Origin of the sequence: Methylobacterium sp. 092160098-2 (assembly GCF_028920805.1) — a bacterium.
GTDB classification, from domain to species: Bacteria; Pseudomonadota; Alphaproteobacteria; order Rhizobiales; family Beijerinckiaceae; genus Methylobacterium; species Methylobacterium fujisawaense.
In genome coordinates, this window is sequence record NZ_JAQPZJ010000001.1 from 4,435,042 (window position 1) to 4,454,454 (window position 19,413).

The following is a 19,413-nucleotide window of genomic DNA, read 5'->3' on the forward strand; positions in this document are numbered from 1 at the left end:
AGGTCGGAGCGCGGGTCCCTCTCCCGAACGGGAGAGGGACCCGCGCTCCCTGATCAGCGGCAATGTCCACCGGAGATGTGTGAACAGCGCATCCTGTCCGGGGAAGCGGCGTTTCGGATGAAACGGAACCCCTGTCCCGGGCGCCTGCGCCGCCAGCCGAATGCGAGCCTGGGATGGAAGAGTCCTCAGGCCACCTTCCCGATCGTGAAGTCGACGTGCACGGCGTCGTAGGGAAAGACGATGCGCTCGTCGTCCGTACGATCCAGGATGCCGGCATTCAGGAGCGCGTGCACGTCGGCGTGGATGTTCTTCACGTCCCGGTCCAGCAACCGCGCCACGGCGCGCAGCGACATGGGCTCCTGGCCCGCGAGCGCTCGGATCAGCGCCCAGCGACGGGGCGTCAGGACGGTCCACAAGCCCTCGACGCTGGGGAAAGAGATGAACGCGCCGCGCTTCTCGCCCCGGAAGGCCGCCAGTACGCGGGCACTAGCCTCCTCGACCGAAGAGACGCCGATGGTCACGGTTCTCATGACTCCCTCCAGGATTCGACATCGGCCCAGAAATCGGCCAGCAGGGCCTCGGGGGTGGTAAAGCGATAGGCGATCTCCGCCTCGCCGACGTGCCTGTGGTCGCCCTTGCCGGCTTCGTTGTCATAGCGAAGCACGCATGCACCATCGACGACGAGGGCGAGCCGGTACTTGAAGGCGTGGCTGCTCTCGCGGACAGGCGTCGGCACGCGCCAGACCACCAGCTCTGCGAACGACCGCCCAGGGATGATTGCGATTCGCTCCTTGAGCAGGAGTTCGGCCTTCACGTCAGCGAAAATGCCGGTGGCGACGGCTGTTGGCAAGAGAACCAACACACGTCGGGGAGTCGAGTCGAGAGCGTGCCTGCCGCCTCTGGGTCCCGCCTGAGATTCCGCTGGCCCTCACCGGGCCGCGTGCAACGAAAACGGAAATGGAACCCGGGATCCGCCCCGCAAGTCATCGCGGAGCGGTTCGCCGTATGATGCGGCCTCAGCAGGTCCCAGCGCCCCGGGTATTCACGTAGAGCGCGTAGACCGAGTGCGTCGCCGTCATCAGCAGCAGGTTGCGGTTCAGGCCGCCGAAGCACAGGTTGGCGCAGCGCTCGGGCAGGCGAATCCGGCCGATCAGCTTGCCCTGCGGTGAGAGCACGATGACCCCGTCCTCGGCCTCGCTCATCCCCCAGCCGCACCAGAGATTGCCGTCGACATCGGCGCGGAAGCCGTCCGGCGTGCCGGTGCCGGCGTCGTAGAACACGCGGCCGTTGGCGGTCTTCGTGCCGTTCTCGACCACGTCGTAGACGCGGATCAGGCGGTTGGGCTTGGCCCGGGCCTCGATCAGGTACAGCTTCGTTCCGTCCGGCGCGAAGCACAGGCCGTTCGGCCCGGCCACACCCTCGACCACGACGCTGGCCTGCCCGGTCGCCGGATCGATCCGGTAGACGTTGCCCGGCAATTCCGGGGCCGCCATCGCCTCGTGGGGGTTCGGCCCGAAGGCGGGATCGGTGAACCAGACCGCGCCGTCGGCATGGCAGACCACGTCGTTGGGCGAATTCAGCGGCTTGCCGTCGAACCGGTCCATCAGCGTGGTGATGGTCCCGTCATGCTCGGTCCGGGTGACGCTGCGGGTCCTGTGCTGGCAGGTGATCAGCCGCCCCTGCCGGTCGCGGGTGTTGCCGTTGGCGTAGTTCGACGGCCTGCGGAATTCCGAGAGCGAACCCGACGCCTCCTCCCACTTCATGATCCGGTCGTTGACCACGTCGCTGAACAGCAGCGCGCCCCGGTCGCCGAACCAGACCGGCCCCTCGGCCCAGCGGAAGCCCGTGGCGACCCGCTCCACCGTCGCCGAGGCGAGGCGGTACTTGGCGAAGGCCGGATCGAGGATCTCGACGGCCGGGTCCGGCACCCGCTGCGACGGCTCCCAGCCGGCCCCGGCCGCCCGCGCGGCGCCGAGCAGGGCCGCTCCGGCGAGCAGGCCCCTGCGTGCGATCATCACCATGTGTCCTCCCTGTGATCGGGCCCGCCGCCTGTTGCCGACGGCTCGGGCCGGTCAGTGAATCTCGGGTTCCGGGATCCCCCCGGCGCCCTCCAGAAAGTCGAAGTCGCAGCCCTCGTGGGCCTGCCGCACGTGCTGGGCGAACAGGCGGTTGTAGCCCCGGGGATAGGCCCGGTCGGGCGGCACGAAGGCCTTCACCCGCGCGGCAATCTCGGCATCGTCCAGGTGCAGGTGGATCCGGCGGGCGGCCACGTCCACGCTGATCAGGTCGCCGTCGCGCACGGCGGCGAGCGGGCCGCCCGCGGCCGATTCCGGCGCCACGTGCAGGATGCAGGCGCCGTAGCTCGTCCCGCTCATCCGCGCGTCCGAGATGCGGACCATGTCGCGCACGCCCTGGCGGAGCAGGACCTTGGGGATCGGCAGCATGCCCCATTCCGGCATGCCGGGCCCGCCGATCGGGCCGGCATTGCGCAGGATCATGACGTGGTCGGGGGTGACGTCGAGGTCGAGGTCGTTCACCGCCGCGCTCATCGCGTCGTAGCTGTCGAAGACCAGCGCGGGGCCGGTATGCTGCAGGAGCCGCGGGTCGGCGGCGGGCGGCTTGATCACGCAGCCGTCCGGCGCGAGGTTGCCGTAGAGGATCGCGGTCCCGCCCATCGACACGATGGGCTTGTCGAGGGGGCGGATCACGTCGTCGTTGAAGACCTTCGCGCCGGCGAGCCCGTCGCCGATCGTGCCGCCGGTGACCGAGCGAGCGTCGAGGTGGAGGAGGGGGGAGAGCCGCGCCATCAGCGCCCGGATTCCGCCCGCGATGTGGAAATCCTCCATCAGCCACTGCCCCGAGGGCCGGAGGTTGGCGATCACCGGGACTTTCTGGGCGACCTCGTCGAACGCGGTGAGCTTGACCGGGATGCCGGCCCGGCCCGCCATGGCGACGAGGTGGATCATCGCGTTGGTGGAGCCGGCCAGCGCGTTGTGGACGACGAGCGCGTTGTCGATGGAGCGCCGGTCGAGGATGTCGGAGGGCTTCAGGTCCTCCCAGATCATGTCCACGATGCGCCGGCCGCAGGCGCTCGCCATGCGGGGATGGTCGGCGTCGGCCGCCGGGATCGAGGCCGCGCCCGGCAGGGACAGGCCCAGCGCCTCGGTGATCGCCGTCATGGTCGAGGCGGTGCCCATGGTCATGCAGGTGCCGGCGGAGCGGGCGATGCCCGCCTCCATGTCGTTCCACTCCTGCGTGGTGATGGTGCCGGCCTCCTTCTCGGCCCAGTACTTCCAGACATCCGAGCCGGAACCGAGGATCTTGCCCCCGAAATGCCCGCGCATCATCGGCCCCGCCGGGAGGAAGATCATCGGCAGGTTCATGGAGATGCCGCCCATCACGGTGCCGGGCGTGGTCTTGTCGCAGCCGCCCATCAGCACCGCCCCGTCCACCGGGTGCTGGCGCAGCAGCTCCTCCACCTCCATGGCCAGGAGGTTGCGGTAGAGCATCGTGGTCGGCTTGACGAAATTCTCGGACAGCGACAGCGCCGGCAATTCGATCGGGAAGCCCCCCGCCTGCCAGACGCCGCGCTTCACCTGCTCCACGCGCTCGCGGAAATGCAGGTGGCAGGGATTGATGTCGCTCCAGGTGTTGATGATGCCGACGATGGGCTTGTTGCTGAAATCCGCCCGCTCATAGCCCATCTGTAGCATGCGCGAGCGATGGCCGAAGCTGCGCAGGTCGGTGGCGCCGAACCAGCGCTGGCTGCGCAGGTCGCCCAGGTCCTTCTTGCGCGCGGTCATCGCTCTGTCTCCGGTCTCAGGGGCTCGGGCCGGCGGGGCGGAACGCGCCGCCGGTCCCATCGCGCGGGTCCGCCTCCACCCGGCCTGACCGGACAGAGACGACCGTGATCGCCGCCGAGGCGAGCGCGCAAGCGGCCAGGAAATAAAGTCCCGCCTCGTAGCTGCCGGTGTAATCCTTGAGCCAGCCCAGGACGTAGGGACCGACGAAGCCGCCGAGATTGCCGATCGCGTTGATCAGGGCGATCCCCCCGGCCGCCGCGGGCCCGGACAGGAACTCCCCCGGCATCGCCCAGAAGGCGGGCTTGCTGCCGTAGAGCCCGATCGTCGCCACCGACATCGCCGTCAGCGCCCAGAGGCTGCCGAGCAGGGGGCCGGAGGCGACGAGGCCGAGGGCGGCGACCAGCGCGGCGATCACGAAGTGCCAGCGCCGCTCGTTGCGCCGGTCCGACGACCAGCTCCAGGCGACCATGCCCAGGGTCCCCACGACGTAGGGTACCGCCGTGGCGACCCCCGTCTCCCAGTCGGTGAGATGCAGGCTCTTCAGGATCGGCGGCATGAAGAAGGTGATGCCGTAGGTGGCGGTGCCGATGGTGAAGTAGATCGCCCCGAGGGCGAGCACCCGCCGGTCGGTGAGGGCCTGTTTGAGGGTGAGATGCCCGTGAGCCCTGAGCGTGCCCGCACGCTCCGCCGCGAGTTCGTCCCTCAGCCAGCACCGCTCCTCGGCCGCGAGCCAAGCCGCCTGTTCGGGCCGGTCCGTCATCAGCGCCAGAACCGCGCAGGCCAGCAGGATCGAGGGCGCGGCCTCCAGGAGGAACAGCCACTGCCAGCCGTGCAGGCCCAGCACGCCGTCGAGCTGGAGCAGCGCCCCCGAGATCACCGCCGTGAGGGCATTCGAGCCCGGCACCGCCAGGAACAGGGCGGCGACCACGCGGGCCCGGTACCGCTTCGGGAACCAGAAGGTGAAGTAGAGGATCACGCCGGGGAAGAAGCCGGCCTCGGCCACGCCCAGCAGGAAACGCAGGGCCAGAAAGCTCACCGGGCCGGTGATGAGGACCATGCTGCCCGCCACCAGTCCCCAGGTGACCATGATCCGGGCGATCCAGAGCCGCGCCCCGGCGCGCTCCAGAAGGACGTTGCTCGGAATCTCGAAGAGGACGTAACCGAGGAAGAAGATGCCGGCAGCCCAGCCGTAGAGCGTGGCGGAGAACCCGAAGTCCCGCTTCAGGCCGAACGCGGCGAAGCCCACATTCGTCCGGTCCATGTAGGCGACGAAGTAGATCAGGACGATCAGCGGCAGGAGTCGCCACGACACCTTGGCGACCGTCCGCCGCTCGATCTCCGGCGCCGCAGCGCCCCCGCGCAACCCCGCCGCCATGGCGTCCCCCCGAGTCGAATCCGACGCGTTCCGGCCCGTTGCCGATCGCGGGCCGGGCTGGAGCGGGCCGGTCCGGCACGCTCAGCGGCCGGTCCGCTTCCGCCAGGCGGCGAAATCGGCGAGGCTCTGTTCGTCGGTGGCAGGGTAGAGGCCGAGGATTGTGCGGCCCTTGCGAACCTCCTCGGTGACGAAGTCCTCGTAGGCGGTCATCTCGACGGCCTCGTCGGCGACGGCGTCGGCGAGATGGGCCGGGATCACCGCCACCCCGTCGCCGTCGCCGACGATCACGTCCCCGGGGAAGACGGGCGCGTCGCCGCAGCCGATCGGCACGTTGATGTCGATCGCCTGATGGAGGGTGAGGTTCGTCGGCGCCGACGGGCGCGCGTGATAGCTCGGCATCTCCAGCCGGGCGATCTCGTCGGCATCGCGAAATCCGCCGTCGGTGACGAGCCCGGCGCAGCCGCGCACCATCAGCCGGGTGGCCAGGATCGAGCCGGCGGAGGCCGCCCGGGCGTCCTTGCGGCTGTCGATCACCATCACGGCGCCGGGCGGGCACTCCTCCACGGCCTTGCGCTGCGGATGCGCGCGGTCCCGGAACACCGTGATGGGGTTCAGGTCCTCCCGGGCCGGGATGTAGCGCAGGGTGTAGGCCTCGCCGACCATCGTCGGGCCGCCGGCCTTCAGGGGCAGCACGCCCTGGATCATCTGGTTGCGGAAGCCGCGCTTGTAGAGGGCGGTCATCAGCGTCGCCGTGCTGACGGTCTTCAGCTTGGCGCGCGTCTCAGGGGACATCCCGGACATCCGCTCCTCCTCCCTGGGCCTCGGTCTCGGCACCCGCGAACGGTGACAATCACATGTCGCTTGCGCCGGCCTTGGCTCCCGCCCGCGCTGAACGCGGACTGATATCCCAAGCCTTGAGTAGCACGGTGCGCGGCGCCATTGTCAACCGGCGCGGGTTGCGACAGACAGGATCCGACATCGACGGGGAAGCCCTTGGCCGGATTGGGATTTGCGGGCGGCGGACAGGCGCCGCCGGAGGATGGGCGCAGGCCGCGCTCCCTCGCCGAGACCGCCTATGACGCCATCGAGCAGATGATCATCAGCCGCCGTCTCGCTCCGGGCGCCATGGTCTCGGAGGGTGAACTCGGCGCGGAGCTGGGCCTCGGCCGGACGCCGGTCCGCGAGGCTCTGGCGCGGCTCAAGGCGATCGGGTTCGTGGAGGTCCATCCGCGGCGCGGCGTTCTCGTCACCCAGGTGGACGTCATCAAGCATCTCGAATTGCTGGAGGTGCGGCGGCCCCTCGACGAGACCGTGGCCCGCTGCGTCATCGCGCGCGGCACGGCGGAGGACATGGCACACTTGCTGGACCGGGCAGCCGGATTGCGCAGCGCCGCCGAGGCCCGCGATCGGGAGGCCTATTTCCGGACCAAGCGCGGCCTGCACGAGGCCCTCGTCGGCGCGGCCTACAACGCGACGCTCACCGGCACCATGGCGGCGCTCCACGCCCAGTCCCGTCGGTTCTGGTACACCTACGAGCCCACCGCCAGCTTCCTGGATTGCGCCAAGATCCACGGGGCGATCCTGTCCGGCATCGCGGCGCGGGACGAAGCGGCGGCCCTGGCCGGGATCGGAACGCTGTTCGACTTTCTCGACCGGATGACCCGCCGGGCCCTCGACCGGCGGCCCCTGGTCTGACAGGTTGACCGCCCCGAACCCGCCCCTATCCTGAAACTGGGATATCAGCGGCATCCCAGCGGCGGGCGGAACGGTGGCCGATCCCGGCGGAACGCCCCGGATGCGGCCCGAGGGCCAGGGAGGAACGGCTTGAGCGGATTGCCCCCACGCACCGGCGCGCAGGTGCTCGTCGACCAGCTCCGCGCCCAGAGCGTCGAGCGCGTGACCTGCGTCCCCGGGGAGAGCTACCTCGCGGTGCTCGACGCCCTGCGCGACAGCGGCATCGACGTGCTGGTCTGCCGGCAGGAGGGCGGCGCGGCGATCATGGCCGAGGCCGCGGGCAAGCTCACCGGCCGCCCCGGCATCTGCTTCGTCACCCGGGGGCCGGGCGCCACCAACGCCTCCGCGGGCGTGCACATCGCCCGCCAGGATTCGACGCCGATGATCCTGTTCGTCGGCCAGATCGCCCGGCGGATGCGGGACCGCGAGGCCTTCCAGGAGGTCGATTACCGGCAGATGTTCGGCGGGCTCGCCAAATGGACGGTGGAGATCGACGACGCGGCGCGCATTCCGGAGATCCTCGCCCGGGCGTTCCGGGTGGCGATGCAGGGCCGTCCCGGTCCCGTCGTGGTGGCCCTGCCGGAAGACATGCTCGACGACGTCGTGGCGGTGTCCGACGCGCCGCGCGTCGTCCCGGCCGCCCCGGCCCCGTCCGGGGACGATGTGGAGCGTCTGCGGGCGATGCTGGCGGAGGCGCAGCGGCCGATGGTGCTGCTCGGCGGCTCCCGCTGGACGCAGGGCGCCGTCGCCACCCTGGCCGCCTGGGCCGCGCGCCACGACCTGCCGGTGGCGGTCTCGTTCCGGCGGGCGCAGCTCTTTCCCGCCGACCATCCGAACTTCGCGGGCGAGCTCGGGATCGGGCCGAACCCGGCGCTGCTGGCCCGGATCCGGGAGGCCGACCTGCTGCTGATGGTGGGCGGACGCCTGTCCGAGATGCCGGCGCAATCCTACGGCCTCCTCGGCATCCCCAATCCCGGGTTGCCCCTGGTCCACGTCCATGCCGACGCGGCGGAGCTCGGGCGGGTCTATCAGCCGGTGCTGGCGATCGAGGCGGCGCCCGAGACCTTCTGCGCCGCCCTGCCGGATTTCACGCCGACCGGGAGCGGTCGCGCCGCCGAGGCCCATGCCGCCTACCGCGCGTGGTCCGAGACGCCGGAGCCGAAACCCGGCGCGTTCCAGTACGGGGAAGCGATCACGTGGCTGCGGGAGCGGCTGCCGCGGGACGCGGTGATCTGCAACGGCGCCGGCAATTTCGCCACCTGGGTCCACCGCTACTACCGGTTCCGCGCCTTCGGCACGCAGCTCGCGCCGACCTCGGGTTCCATGGGCTACGGCCTGCCCGCCGCCGTGATGGCGAAGCGCAGCCGCCCGGAGCGGATCGTCGTGGCGCTCGCGGGCGACGGCGACGTGATGATGACCGTGCAGGAATTCGCCACCGCCGTGCAGTACGGGATCGCCGTCGTGGTGGTCGTGCTCGACAACGGCATGTACGGCACGATCCGGATGCACCAGGAACGCGAATATCCCGGCCGCGTCTCGGCGACCGAGCTGCGCAACCCAGACTTCGCGGCGCTCGCCCGCGCCTGCGGCGGCCATGGCGAGCGCGTGGAATGCACCGCGGACTTCGCGCCCGCCTTCGAGCGCAGCCTCGCCTCCGGCCTGCCGGCGATGATCCATTGCCGCGTCGATCCCGAGGCGCTCACCCCGACCATGACCCTCGCGGCCATCCGCGAGAAGGCCCTGGCGGCGCAGCGGGGCTGACCGCCCGTCACGCGTCCGTCCCGGTGCGGCCCGCCCGCACCCCTACGAAGAGGAGCAGCTCATGACCCTGCGCGGCGAGAACCTGATCGGCGCCGAGGCACGGCGCGGCACCGAGGCGGCCGTCCGGGCCGTCGCGGCGGCCACCGGCGAATCCCTGGAGCCGGATTTCCCCGGCGCGAGCCTCGGCGATCTCGACCGGGCCTGCGCCCTGGCGGAGGCCGCCTTCGACACCTACCGGGAGACCGATCCGGAGACGCGGGCCGGCTTTCTGGAGGCGATCGCCGCCAACATCCTGGAGACCGGCGACGCCCTCGTCACCCGCTGCATGGAAGAGACGGGGTTGCCCCGGCCGCGGATCGAGGGCGAGCGCGCCCGGACGGTGGGCCAGCTGCGCCTGTTCGCCGGCGTGGTCCGCGAGGGCAGTTCCGTCGCAGTGCGGATCGATCCGGCCCTGCCGGACCGCAAGCCGCTGCCCCGGCCGGACCTGCGCCTGCGCCGGATCGCCGTCGGCCCGGTGGCGGTGTTCGGCGCCTCGAACTTTCCGCTCGCCTTCTCGGTGGCGGGCGGCGACACCGCCTCGGCCCTGGCGGCGGGCTGCCCGGTGGTGATCAAGGCGCACCCGGCCCATCCCGGCACCTCGGAACTGGTCGGCCGCGCCATCCAGAAGGCGGTGGCGTCCTGCGGCCTGCCCGAGGGGACCTTCTCGCTGCTGTTCGATGCCGGCCAGTCGATCGGGCAGGGGCTGGTGGCCGATCCCCGGATCGCCGCCGTGGGCTTCACGGGCTCCCGTCGGGGCGGCACGGCCCTGATGGCGATCGCGGCCGCACGCCCGGTGCCGATCCCGGTCTATGCCGAGATGAGCAGCATCAATCCGGTGCTGCTGTTCCCGGGCGCGCTGGCCGCGCGGGGCGCCGAGATCGGCCAAGCCTTCGCGGCGTCGCTGACGCTGGGTGCCGGACAGTTCTGCACCAATCCGGGCCTGATCCTGGCGCTGCCCGGCCCGGGCCTCGACGCCTTCCTGGAAGCGGCCGGCGCGGCCCTGCGCGACAGCCCCGCCGCGACCATGCTGACGCCCGGCATCCAGCGCGCCTACCGGGAGGCCGTCGCGCGGGTGGCCGGGCACGCCGCCGTCACCCGCATCGCCGAGGGTGCGGAGGGCGGGGTGACCCAGGGCCGGGCCAGCCTGTTCGCCACGGACTCGGACGTGTTCCTGGCGGATCCCGCGCTGCAGGAGGAGATGTTCGGGGCCTCGGGCCTCGTGGTGCGCTGCGCGGATCTCGCGGCGATGCGGGCGGTGCTGGAGCATCTGGAAGGCCAGCTCACGGCGGCGCTGCACCTCGCGCCGGAGGATCACGCGGCGGCGCGGGACCTGCTGCCGCTCCTGGAGCGCCGCGTCGGCCGCATCCTGGTCAACGGCTTCGGGACAGGGGTCGAGGTGGCGCACGCGATGGTGCATGGCGGCCCCTATCCGGCGACCTCGGACGGGCGCACGACTTCGGTGGGCAGCCTCGCCATCGACCGGTTCCTGAGGCCGGTGAGCTACCAGGACGTTCCCGACGCGCTGTTGCCGCCAGCGCTTCAGGCCGCCAATCCGCTGGGCCTGCCCCGCCGGATCGACGGCGTCCCCGAGCGCCGGTAAGCCGCTGCGGGCGGGGGCCAGACGGCCGCGATCCACCGCTTGCCAGGGGCGGGCGCGGCGTCTAGACAGCCTCCGCTCACCTTGGGGCGTCGCCAAGTGGTAAGGCAGCGGTTTTTGGTACCGCCATTCCCAGGTTCGAATCCTGGCGCCCCAGCCAATTTTTCCAAGCAAAACAGCACCTTCGGGACCGGGACATAACCGCCCCCCCGAAACAGAAGGTGTTTTTCCGGCGCACAAGGGTCGGCACAAACCCGACTGGCAGAGCGATTCCCGGCGCCGGTGACCTGTGCCGTAAGTCCGAGGTGACGGACGAGGAGATCAAGCAGGCCACCGAAGCCGACCTTAAGGACGAGACCGCGAAGCCGTTCGCCTTCAAGTCGGGTCACACCGTCGATATGGCCAAGGCAATCGAGACTCACCCGCAGGCAAAGACACTGCGCGCGGACAAGGCAACCACTCCCGGCTTGCGCCGCACGATGGTGATGACCGCCCTGATCAGGGGCTTCCCGGACTAGGGATGATTCACAACGACGCCCGCCCGATCAGGGAGGCGGTCGATGCACTCCGGGCCGCCGGCGCGGTCCTCGCGCCGATCGGCGACGAACTGGAACGCCGGCAGATTGGCGACCTCACCTTGTCGGATTCGGAGTTGTGGCGCTCCGCCGCCAGCCGCGGACGGGTCGAGGACAGCACTTCGCTACAGCCAGGCCCATCCAGAAGGCCCCTGCACCTCGAGGCGCCAGGCCACGTCAGAACATCCACCCGCACGTTCTAACAGTCTGGGGACTGACCTGATCGGCTTTTGCGTCGCGTGGCTGCGTTCGACCCAACGCGACCGTTCACGCGCGGACCCCGGAAGCGGACGTACGGTCCGCCGCGACACTGGCAGTGTTGCGCCCGATCCAGCCAATCAGGCCGCTTTGGCATATTCTCCAGAACAGACAATCAAGCTGTCCAGCGCCACGACAGGCCCTGGGCCGCCGAGATCTATCCGGACGTGTGTCGTTCACGCGTATGGCAGATGATCTTGGACAAGGCCCGTCAGTATGGTTCGATCGGACAGTCAGGGCCGTCCAGTCGTGTCAGCGCGACCTCGCAGAAATGGTAGGCTTCAAACGGACCTGCTTTCGAAAACGACGCGTTGTGTCGCGTCGCGGGCCCCATCACGAGGGAGCAGCGATCCGAGTTTGGAACAAGGTCGCGAGTATCCGTAGATTCCTGCTGTGCGGCTCAGCGAGCAGAACGGTGCAGGTACTTGGATCGATGTTGGGAATAGACGCGACGATGCGCACGGTCCGCTTATCGATCCTGAGAACCGGCGCGCGCCATGCTTCGCCGGCTGATGACCGAAGGACGGCGAATAACTCCTTCGGAAGTCTGGGAGACGCGTCCGAAAACTCCACCTCCGCAGCCCAGAGCTGACCGGGCGAAATCGTCGTCGCATCCATATCTTCCGGTAGGCTGTGGCGCAGCGTGATGCTCTGCGGCGGCCCATTGAGGATCTTGCGGGGTTCAGGAACAAAGCGCGCCAGAGCCTCTGTGTCGGGCGCGATGAATACCGATGCGATGTCATCCAAGACCCGCAATTGATGATCGGCGACTTGGATAAGGGCGAGCGCGTAGTGCCCGAATGCTATTCCCGCCACCTCGATCTGTCCGGTGAAACCGGATGTCGCGGCGGCCGGTTCTCCGTACCATTTGGCGACGTCCGGCCGGAGATCGCTCTGCAGGGTGACCCACGATGTTCCGCATCTTCCCGTCAGCCGCAGGTAGAGCGCCTTGGGCGCGGGTCCGGAGATGTGCAACCATCCGCGCAGGAAAATGGACCCTTGCGCCACCGGCGAGAGATCCAGACTTCTGTTCAGGCGATCGTCGGCGCGCATCACGTCGAGGCTCCAGCCGCATTCGCTGCGTCTGATCGGCCTGAGAGGCAGACGGCGGAACGCATCGGGCAGGTCCGGCATCGGCCGAACGTGCGTGCTCGCGACGGCAGCGAGCGGCGTGGCCGCGGGGTGGGCCGCCTCGTCCCACTGGATCGCGGCGCTGGTCCACGACGGCGCGTTCGTTCGGAAGCCGAGGCTCTCAAGCCGCAGGTCGAACCCGTTCCGCAAGTGGCTGGGAATCCTGTTGTGGCGAACGGGCCGTGCCGCGATCAGGCGATCATAGAGCGCGCGGACCGTTTCGAGATGGTCGTCCACGGAGGGGAAGGACTTCTGTGCGATGGCTGCCTGCATCCGGGCCAAGCGGGCACGATCGTAGTGGAGCCCGATGAGGCGGTTGCGGACGGAGCCGGGATCGTCTGGCGACACCTTGTACCCGTCGACGCCATCCTGAACGCGCTCGGCCAAGGCACCGATATCGGTGACGATCGGGACGAGGCCGGCCTGCCACGCCTCGGTCAGCGCGATCACGAACGTTTCCGGCCACGTCGAGAGATGCAACGAGACATCGCACCCGGCCATCAGACCTCCGATGGCATGCTGCTCGTAGGAACCCGTGACGCTGACCTGATCCGGCCGGAAGGTCGCGATCAAATCGCGGTACTGGTCCTCGATCCTGCCGATCACCTTGAAGTGGATCGGATAAGCCTCACAACTCCGGATCAGGTTGATCGCCTGCAGGCCGCCTTTGTGGGCCGCGAAATTGCCCAGGATCGCTACGGTCAGCCGATCGGTGTCGCGCTTTCGCTTCAGACCGGACCCCACGCTTGGGACAGGGGCACTCGGTGCCACCATTGCGATCTCGTGGAGCCGCTCCGCGGGGAGGCCGGGGAAGAAGCGCTGGAGGTAGCGCGCCGTCTCGGGGGTACTCGTGACGAAGGCATCGATTGCCTCGGTCACCAAGGTCATCATGCCGTCGCGCCGGGCCTTTGAGCCGGGCGGGTAGTTGTTTGCCGCCACCAGGCAGGCGTCGCACTGATCCGCGCCACGGTTGACCACGTCGCAGAAGCGGCCAGCATGATCGAGAAGCAGCCAGCGCTCGCAGATCAGGAAATGATCGTGCAGGTGGTAGACGGTGGGAACGCCGCAGGCCCGCGCGATGAGAGGCAGCGACAGCGGGACATGCATCAGGTGATGGATGTGGACGAGGTCGATCTGATGCTCGAACAGGATTCGCTGGAACAATCCCTCGACGAACGGATCCGTCGAGAGCGGTGGCGTGACGGCGCCGCAGGCGTACGATTCCGCGATCCCGGGGCCTTCGAGCCGCAGCGACCAGCATCCATCGTCGACCACGGGAAACAGGAACAGGATCCGATAGGGCTCCCCGAGTTCGGTCAGCAGTTCCTGGTAGACTTCGACACCGCCGCCGGGGCGATATCCCATTCGGTTGTGGGTGAGCATCAGGACCGTGCGGACGGGCGTCGTCCCGTGGAGGGGCCGTAGCGCCTGCGTTCGCCGGTCTTCCACTACGGCATCCAGGATGGTCGCGACACGGTGATCATAAAGGTGCTCGGCCTGGGTCCGCGCCTGAGCGGCACGCGCGCGTTCGATGCGGCGCTCAGGCGAAGTCAGGGCCGCCTCAATCGCCTCGATGGCCGCAGCTTCGTCGCTGCAGAGTGCAATCTCAGAGCCGGGCGCATAATATTCGGCTGTCTCCGGTTCGGGCGAAACCACGACCTGATAGCCGCCAGCGAGGGCTGTCTCGAATAGCCGCGGCGGCGGCGTTGAGCCGGTCGCCTGATCGGCGCGCGCGGATGAGAAGCTTCGCGGCAGGGTCAGCACGACCCGGCTGCGGTTGGCCAGCAGAGCGAAGTCGCGATTCCCGCACCGCCAGTCGGTGACGAGGGTCTCATCCTCGAGTGCGGGCTGTCCGATGTGCTCGTTCCACGGCAGGGCCAGTTTGAATTTCACGTCCCGCGGCAGTCTCGCCGAGAGTGCGTTCAGCGTTGCGACCCGGTTCGGCCACGCCGTTCCGATGAAAAGGAGGTCGTAGCGGTAGCGCGTGTCGTCATCGAGCACTGCCAGATCGTGAAAGATCGACGAGGCGGCCAGCGGGAGGTGTCGTGCGCGCCCGCCATAGGCCGGGACGCTGGCCCGGTCATTGGTGAAGACAAGATCGAAAGTCTTCGCGCCGCGCACGTTCGCCTCAAGCTCGTACGGGTCTTCTGTGGTCCAGAGCACGCTGGTTCGGGCGAGGCCTGCGAGCCGGCCGACGATGTGCGCATGCGCTCGGGCGCCCCCAAAAGCGACCAGCGTGTCGAACCCCTGCTCGGCGAAGGTGATCAAAGCGTCCGCATGTCCGGCGACATGGACGCGTCTAACGGCAGGATGACGGCGGAGCGCGTCTGCGATGGCAAGCACGAGATAGCGATTATGCGTCCGCGGCTCAGTATCGAGCAACAGGATCGACAGGTCGGACATGTTCAGGTTCGTCTGTGTACGCGGCGACGGGCTCAGGCCGGAACCGTCAGGCGGCTGAGATCGAGCAGACGCGCCGCGCGATGCCGGTATGTGTGCTCGCGGAGCGCGCGCGCCTGCGCCCGACGCGCAATCGCCTCAATCGCCTCGGGCTCATCGAGCGACCGCTCGACGGCACGCGCGATGTCGCCTGCGCCATCAACCAGCAGAATCTCCGTGTCCGGCTCGAAATGCTCGCAGATCTCCAGGCCCGTGACGAAGAAGGCCTGCGTGGAGCCCGACAGGGCGACTTCGAAGGTCCGCGGTCCCGGCGTCGCCTGCGGGAGCGACAATCGGCGATTGGCCACGTCGAGGTCTCGGCCGATGTTGAGCGTCAGCCGGGCCGCGGCGGCATAGTCCGCCATCTGCGCGGGTGTCAGTCGGCGATTCACCGCGCAACGGAGTGTGTCCGGCCATCCGGCACCCAGGATCTCGACGACGTGGCGGGATAGGAAGTCGTCGATCCGACGCATCAGGGCGATGCGGTTCGGATAGGCGACGCCGCAGAAGAACATGACCGTCTCCCGCTCTGCCACCGGGCAAATGGGCCTGAAATGGCGGTTGGGGGCTGCGGCCAGAGGGAGGTGATGGATGTCGGGGTGCCGATAGTGCTGTGCCGCCCAGGAATCGTTGCTCACGACGATGTCGGCGTAGAGGTCGGCCTTGAAGGCATAGTCGAATTCGTACGGGTCGTCCGTCAGCCAGAATATGAGGACCGCACCGACAGCATCCGCGGCCCTGCGAAGTTCACGCAGGTCCGACAGATCAGGCACGAGACTTCCGACCGCCACCACCACATCCGGGCGGGACGCTCTGATCACGGATACCGCCAGTTCCAGTGGCGATTGGACGACTCGCTCGACGCCGAGGAGTTCGGCAAAGCCCTCCGCGAGGTCGCTTCGGATTCCAGGATTTCTGTTGAGCGTATCAGGGAAGGTGCTCGTCACCAGCACGTGCGGGCCGGCCAACGAGATGGCGCTGACGAAATTCATCCCTATTGACCTCGACGGGACAGGCCGGTTTTGCTTGTAGCTTAACGCTTATTATAAGTAGACACGAAACCGTCACATGTCCATTTCGGACTTAGATTCCACTCAACCAAAGTGCGGCAGGGAAAATTTGGAACAATTGGTATTGGCATTCAGGAAACATGCGGCGGGATAATTTGGCAATATGCCCATCTGTTCTGCCGGACGGGCGGGGCGCGGACATGATGTGCCCATTCTCCTCGTGGTTGACCGGCAGCCTGCTGGTGCTGGGCTCGAAGCCGCACGCCTATGCCAGAGCAGGCTGTGCGCCTGGCGTGTCCGTGCTCACCACAGCGGACGGAAACGACCTATCGGCCTCGGTACGTTTCGACGCGGTCTTGCTGCTCGATTTCCTGCCACATCACGCTGTCGGCGCAGGGCGCAGGCTCGAGGCGTCCATCACATGGGCCCGCGCGCGGCTGCGGCCGGGGGGGCGATTGATTCTGGCGATCGACAATGCCCTGTCGCTGAACGGGTTCGCTCATGGCGCCGAGGCGCCAGGACGGGGCGGCTTTCCGAGTCTCGAGGGATCGTCCGGGCCGAACGGTCTCCGACTGCCGACGCGGGTTGGTCTTCGACGGTCGCTCCAGACCTGTGGCCTGATCCATCAGGCGTGGTGGTTTCCGTTTCCGGACCGGGCGCAGCCCGTGAGCCTCGTCGCCGAGCGGGGTCTGGCTCGGCAGGGCGGCTTCGATCCCGGAGCGCTCGCCATCGGTGCGGCCGGGCCGGAGCCCGGTTCCGGCGACGAGGCGCTGTTTTCGCTCCGGCGCGCCTGGAGACAGGTGGTCGATGAGGGGCTTGCCGCCGACCTCGCGCCCGCCTTTCTGGTCGCTGCCTCAGAGGAACCGCTGCCGCAGGATGATCGTCTAGCGATCCATATCGGACTGCGTCGGCGTCCGGAATTCGAGCGGCTGGTGACCTTCGTGGCAGCGGGGTCGCAGATCCACGTGCGCCGGACGCGTCGGTATCCCGACCTGCCCCCGCACGTCGACGGGGTGGCGAACCTCCTGCCGTCGGAAGCCTACATGCCGGGGCCGCTCTGGTCGTCAGCGCTCGACACGCAACTGGCACGGGACGGTTGGTGCCTGGACGCAGTGGCTGCCTGGGCCGGGACCTGGCTCGAGGCCGTGTCGCGCAGCTTCGTGGCCGGCGCAGCGCTGAAGCTCGAGACGATCCTGCCGGGATCAGCCCTCGACGCGATCCCGAAAAATCTTGTTGCGGGGCCCATCAACACCTTCATCGACCTGGAATGGGACCTCGGCGCCCCTCTGGATCAGGGGCACCTCGCCGTGCGCGGCCTCGTCAACGCTCTGATCGACGTGCCGGACTGGGGGCGATCCGGATCGTCCGGACTGACGCTGCTGGACGCCCTTCAGGCCTTGCTGCCGCGGCTCGGGCTCGCCCTGGATGACGCGCAGCTTGCCGACCGTCTCGCCCGGGAGAGCCGCTTTCAGTCGATCGTCAGCGGCCATGCGACGGAGCGCGGCCTCGGCTGGGCCGCTGCGACGCGCCTTCACGCCGGCGGCTCGGCGGAGGCCCGCGCAGTCCAGGCGGGTTCGCCCAGGGCGATCGATGACGCCGCCGCGGAGATCGCGCGCTTGCGTGAGGAGAACGATGCCTTGCGCGCAGCGCGTGCGCTCGACGCCGCAGCGCACGAGGCGGCCGGACTGGAGAGCGCCCGCCGCACCGACCGCGTGATCGCCTACGCGGCCGAGCTTCATCGCGCGCGCGACCAGCTCGAGGCGACGCTTGCCGCTCGTCTCGCGCCATCCGGCCGCGTCGGCCGCCTGCCATTACGCCTCCGGCGCCTGCTTGGAAGACCGACCTGATGCGGCTGCTCGTGGCCTGCGATCACCTTGCGCTCACCGGCGGCCTTCTGCGCTTCGAGCGGGTCGGGCGCGTCCTTGTCCGCCGCGGGCACGACCTGGCCTTCCTGGCCCTGGGCTCAGGCGAGGACGGCTTCGAGACACAGCTCCGTGTCCTGCACCTCGAGGACGCGGCCCGTGAACATTGGGACGCCGTCATGGTGCCGGGAGGCGGCTTTCCGGATGCCACGATCGCGCGCTTCGCGGATCTGAGGGCCCCTCATTTCGGCGTGCGCGTGCAACATCTCCTCAACGGCCCGGTGCGGCGGGATGCCTATGCGCGCGTCACGCGGACCTTCGCGCCGGATCTCATCGTGGCGAACAACGACCACTGGGGTGATGCGGATCTCGACGCCTTGGGGCATCCGTGGCGCCGTCTCATCGGTGCGGTCGATGCGGGCCTGTTCGCGCCGCCTGTCCTGAGACCTGCGCGAGGTGTCCGCCACAGGCTCGGAGGCATCGCCAACAAGCGCCCCGCGGCCCAGCTCGCCGCCCTCGACAGGCTCGGCGATGCATGGGCGTTGCACTGGTTCGGACGGCCGGACTGGGGGCTCGTGGGCGCGCGTGCCGATCTGGTCGCCTCGGGCCGCCTCAACGTGCACGGGCCGCTGCGCGAGGCCGACCTGCCGGCGTGGTACCACGGGCTCGACGCCTTCTGCAGTGCCGAAGCGCATGCCGGCTGGTGCAACCCGGCCGCGGAAGCCATGGCCAGCGGCACGCCGCTCGTCACGACCGTGCACGGCACGCTGGCCTTCGCCGAGGACGCCGTGACCGCCCAAGTGGTTCCGGACGGTTCCGACGAGGCACTCGGGGCGGCCATCGCGGAGGCGGCGGACCGGATCGTCGCCGATCCGGCTGGGGCAGCGGTCCGCGCGGAGGCGGGTCGCGCGCGCATCCGGGCGCTGGACTGGGACACCTACGCCGATGGACTCCTTCGCGCCATCGCAGACGCCGTGTCCTCGCGCGCGCAGCGGGCCGCCGCAGCCCGGCCGCCCGAGACGCCCACCCGCGAGACCGTGCAGCGCCTCTCAGACCTTGCGACCGCCGAAGGCCCGTTGCCGGATGATTTCGATGCGCTGGGCTACATCCAACTGCATCCGGACCTCGCGGCGCTGTTCGAGCATCCCTGGCAGGGGCGCTTGCACTACCTAGAGCACGGCCGGCGAGAAGGGCGGATCTACCCATCGAACCTCACGCGGGCACAGCAGAAAGCCGCTCAGGCCTCGCGGATCGCGCTCGCCGTGGACGGACTGGACGGCTCCGGCAAGTCAAGCATCGCGCGGCACGTCGCCGAGGCTATCGGCGCGACCGTGCTGCACCCGTTCGGCGGTCAGGTCGGCGCCATCATGGTCCACCTCGCCCGGACCGGTCAGCACGCCCTCGCCGACGACGTGGCTCATGCCGCGGTTGCGACGGCGATTGCCAACGCACCGCCGGGGCCCGTCGTCTTCGATCGGCACTGGTTCACGGCCTCGCAGCTCCTGTCGCCCGCCTTCCGTCCCGGCTGGGACCCGCGCCCGTTCACCGTCATGTGCTGGGCCGATCGACCCACCACCATCGCCCGGATGGTCGCGCGCGGCACTCCCAACCCGTCCCAGCACATGACCGAGGCCCGAATCGTCGGCTACCGGGCGCTCGCGGACGAGTTGAACGTGCCGCTGCTCGACACCTCACGCATCACGCCCGAGGAGGGAGCGGCGCAGGTGCTGGCAATGCTGGCAAGGTCCGCACCGCATGCCACGGCCATCAGAAGCCGGTAACATCCTGTCCGCTGTTCTGGCCGACCTCCCCTGCAGTGAGCGGTCGGT

Annotated in this window: 15 protein-coding genes and 1 tRNA gene; 8 read left to right on the forward strand and 8 right to left on the reverse strand. The window is 69.2% G+C overall.

The genetic code is table 11. From position 1 onward, the window contains the following. Positions 1-185 precede the first annotated feature (185 nt). The 6 genes from PQI07_RS20955 to PQI07_RS20980 form a co-directional block, all read right to left on the reverse strand. Positions 186-530 (reverse strand): HVO_A0114 family putative DNA-binding protein, encoded by a 345-nt coding sequence (locus tag PQI07_RS20955; protein WP_274927319.1) that lies wholly within the window; start codon positions 528-530, stop codon positions 186-188. Next, positions 527-814, reverse strand: a complete 288-nt coding sequence (locus PQI07_RS20960) for a toxin-antitoxin system TumE family protein (RefSeq protein ID WP_043761143.1) — start codon at positions 812-814, stop codon at positions 527-529. The genes PQI07_RS20955 and PQI07_RS20960 overlap by 4 nt, the downstream gene beginning before the upstream one ends. A gap of 202 nt (positions 815-1,016) precedes the next feature. After that, a complete protein-coding gene (locus tag PQI07_RS20965; RefSeq protein ID WP_236952936.1) occupies positions 1,017-2,021 on the reverse strand; it encodes an SMP-30/gluconolactonase/LRE family protein in 1,005 nt (334 codons plus the stop codon). A 51-nt stretch (positions 2,022-2,072) separates the two neighbouring features. Next, entirely contained in the window at positions 2,073-3,803 is a 1,731-nt protein-coding gene (gene araD, locus PQI07_RS20970) for an L-arabinonate dehydratase (RefSeq protein ID WP_111473927.1), read from the reverse strand. 16 nt (positions 3,804-3,819) lie between these two features. Next, positions 3,820-5,178, reverse strand: coding sequence for an MFS transporter (locus PQI07_RS20975; RefSeq protein ID WP_051044628.1), 1,359 nt, complete (start codon positions 5,176-5,178; stop codon positions 3,820-3,822). 81 nt (positions 5,179-5,259) lie between these two features. Continuing rightward, the gene (locus PQI07_RS20980) at positions 5,260-5,979 is read right to left on the reverse strand and encodes a ribonuclease activity regulator RraA (RefSeq protein ID WP_043384349.1); all 720 of its coding nucleotides are present in this window, start codon (positions 5,977-5,979) and stop codon (positions 5,260-5,262) included. 192 nt (positions 5,980-6,171) lie between these two features. Between PQI07_RS20980 and PQI07_RS20985 the strand changes: the two genes are divergently transcribed. The 6 genes from PQI07_RS20985 (at position 6,172) to PQI07_RS21010 (ending at position 11,087) form a co-directional block, all read left to right on the forward strand. Continuing rightward, positions 6,172-6,873 carry a GntR family transcriptional regulator gene (locus tag PQI07_RS20985; protein ID WP_274927320.1) on the forward strand — a complete coding sequence of 234 codons (702 nt, stop codon included), beginning with the start codon at positions 6,172-6,174 and terminating at the stop codon, positions 6,871-6,873. A gap of 129 nt (positions 6,874-7,002) precedes the next feature. Next, positions 7,003-8,673, forward strand: a complete 1,671-nt coding sequence (locus PQI07_RS20990) for a thiamine pyrophosphate-binding protein (protein ID WP_043346231.1) — start codon at positions 7,003-7,005, stop codon at positions 8,671-8,673. Positions 8,674-8,734: 61 nt separating this feature from the next. Beyond that, positions 8,735-10,312: an aldehyde dehydrogenase (NADP(+)) gene (locus tag PQI07_RS20995; protein WP_274927321.1), complete on the forward strand. Its 1,578-nt coding sequence runs from the start codon at positions 8,735-8,737 to the stop codon at positions 10,310-10,312. Between the two features lie 82 nt (positions 10,313-10,394). Continuing rightward, a tRNA-Gln gene (locus tag PQI07_RS21000) sits at positions 10,395-10,469 on the forward strand. A gap of 61 nt (positions 10,470-10,530) precedes the next feature. Next, entirely contained in the window at positions 10,531-10,827 is a 297-nt protein-coding gene (locus tag PQI07_RS21005) for a hypothetical protein (protein WP_274927322.1), read from the forward strand. 2 nt (positions 10,828-10,829) lie between these two features. After that, complete coding sequence (locus tag PQI07_RS21010; RefSeq protein ID WP_274927323.1) at positions 10,830-11,087, forward strand: hypothetical protein; 258 nt, start codon at positions 10,830-10,832, stop codon at positions 11,085-11,087. 388 nt (positions 11,088-11,475) lie between these two features. Here PQI07_RS21010 and PQI07_RS21015 read toward each other — a convergent pair whose 3' ends face one another. Together PQI07_RS21015 and PQI07_RS21020 are read right to left on the reverse strand one after the other, a co-directional pair. After that, positions 11,476-14,676: a glycosyltransferase family protein gene (locus PQI07_RS21015; protein WP_274927324.1), complete on the reverse strand. Its 3,201-nt coding sequence runs from the start codon at positions 14,674-14,676 to the stop codon at positions 11,476-11,478. A gap of 32 nt (positions 14,677-14,708) precedes the next feature. Further along, positions 14,709-15,704, reverse strand: coding sequence for a glycosyltransferase family protein (locus PQI07_RS21020; protein WP_053608526.1), 996 nt, complete (start codon positions 15,702-15,704; stop codon positions 14,709-14,711). A 218-nt stretch (positions 15,705-15,922) separates the two neighbouring features. On the opposite strand from PQI07_RS21020, the gene PQI07_RS21025 reads away from it, so the two are divergent. Continuing rightward, on the forward strand, positions 15,923-17,569 hold the full coding sequence (locus PQI07_RS21025; RefSeq protein WP_274927325.1) for a class I SAM-dependent methyltransferase: 1,647 nt from the start codon (positions 15,923-15,925) through the stop codon (positions 17,567-17,569). Further along, a complete protein-coding gene (locus PQI07_RS21030) occupies positions 17,569-19,365 on the forward strand; it encodes a glycosyltransferase (protein WP_274927326.1) in 1,797 nt (598 codons plus the stop codon). The genes PQI07_RS21025 and PQI07_RS21030 overlap by 1 nt, the downstream gene beginning before the upstream one ends. Positions 19,366-19,413 lie beyond the last annotated feature (48 nt).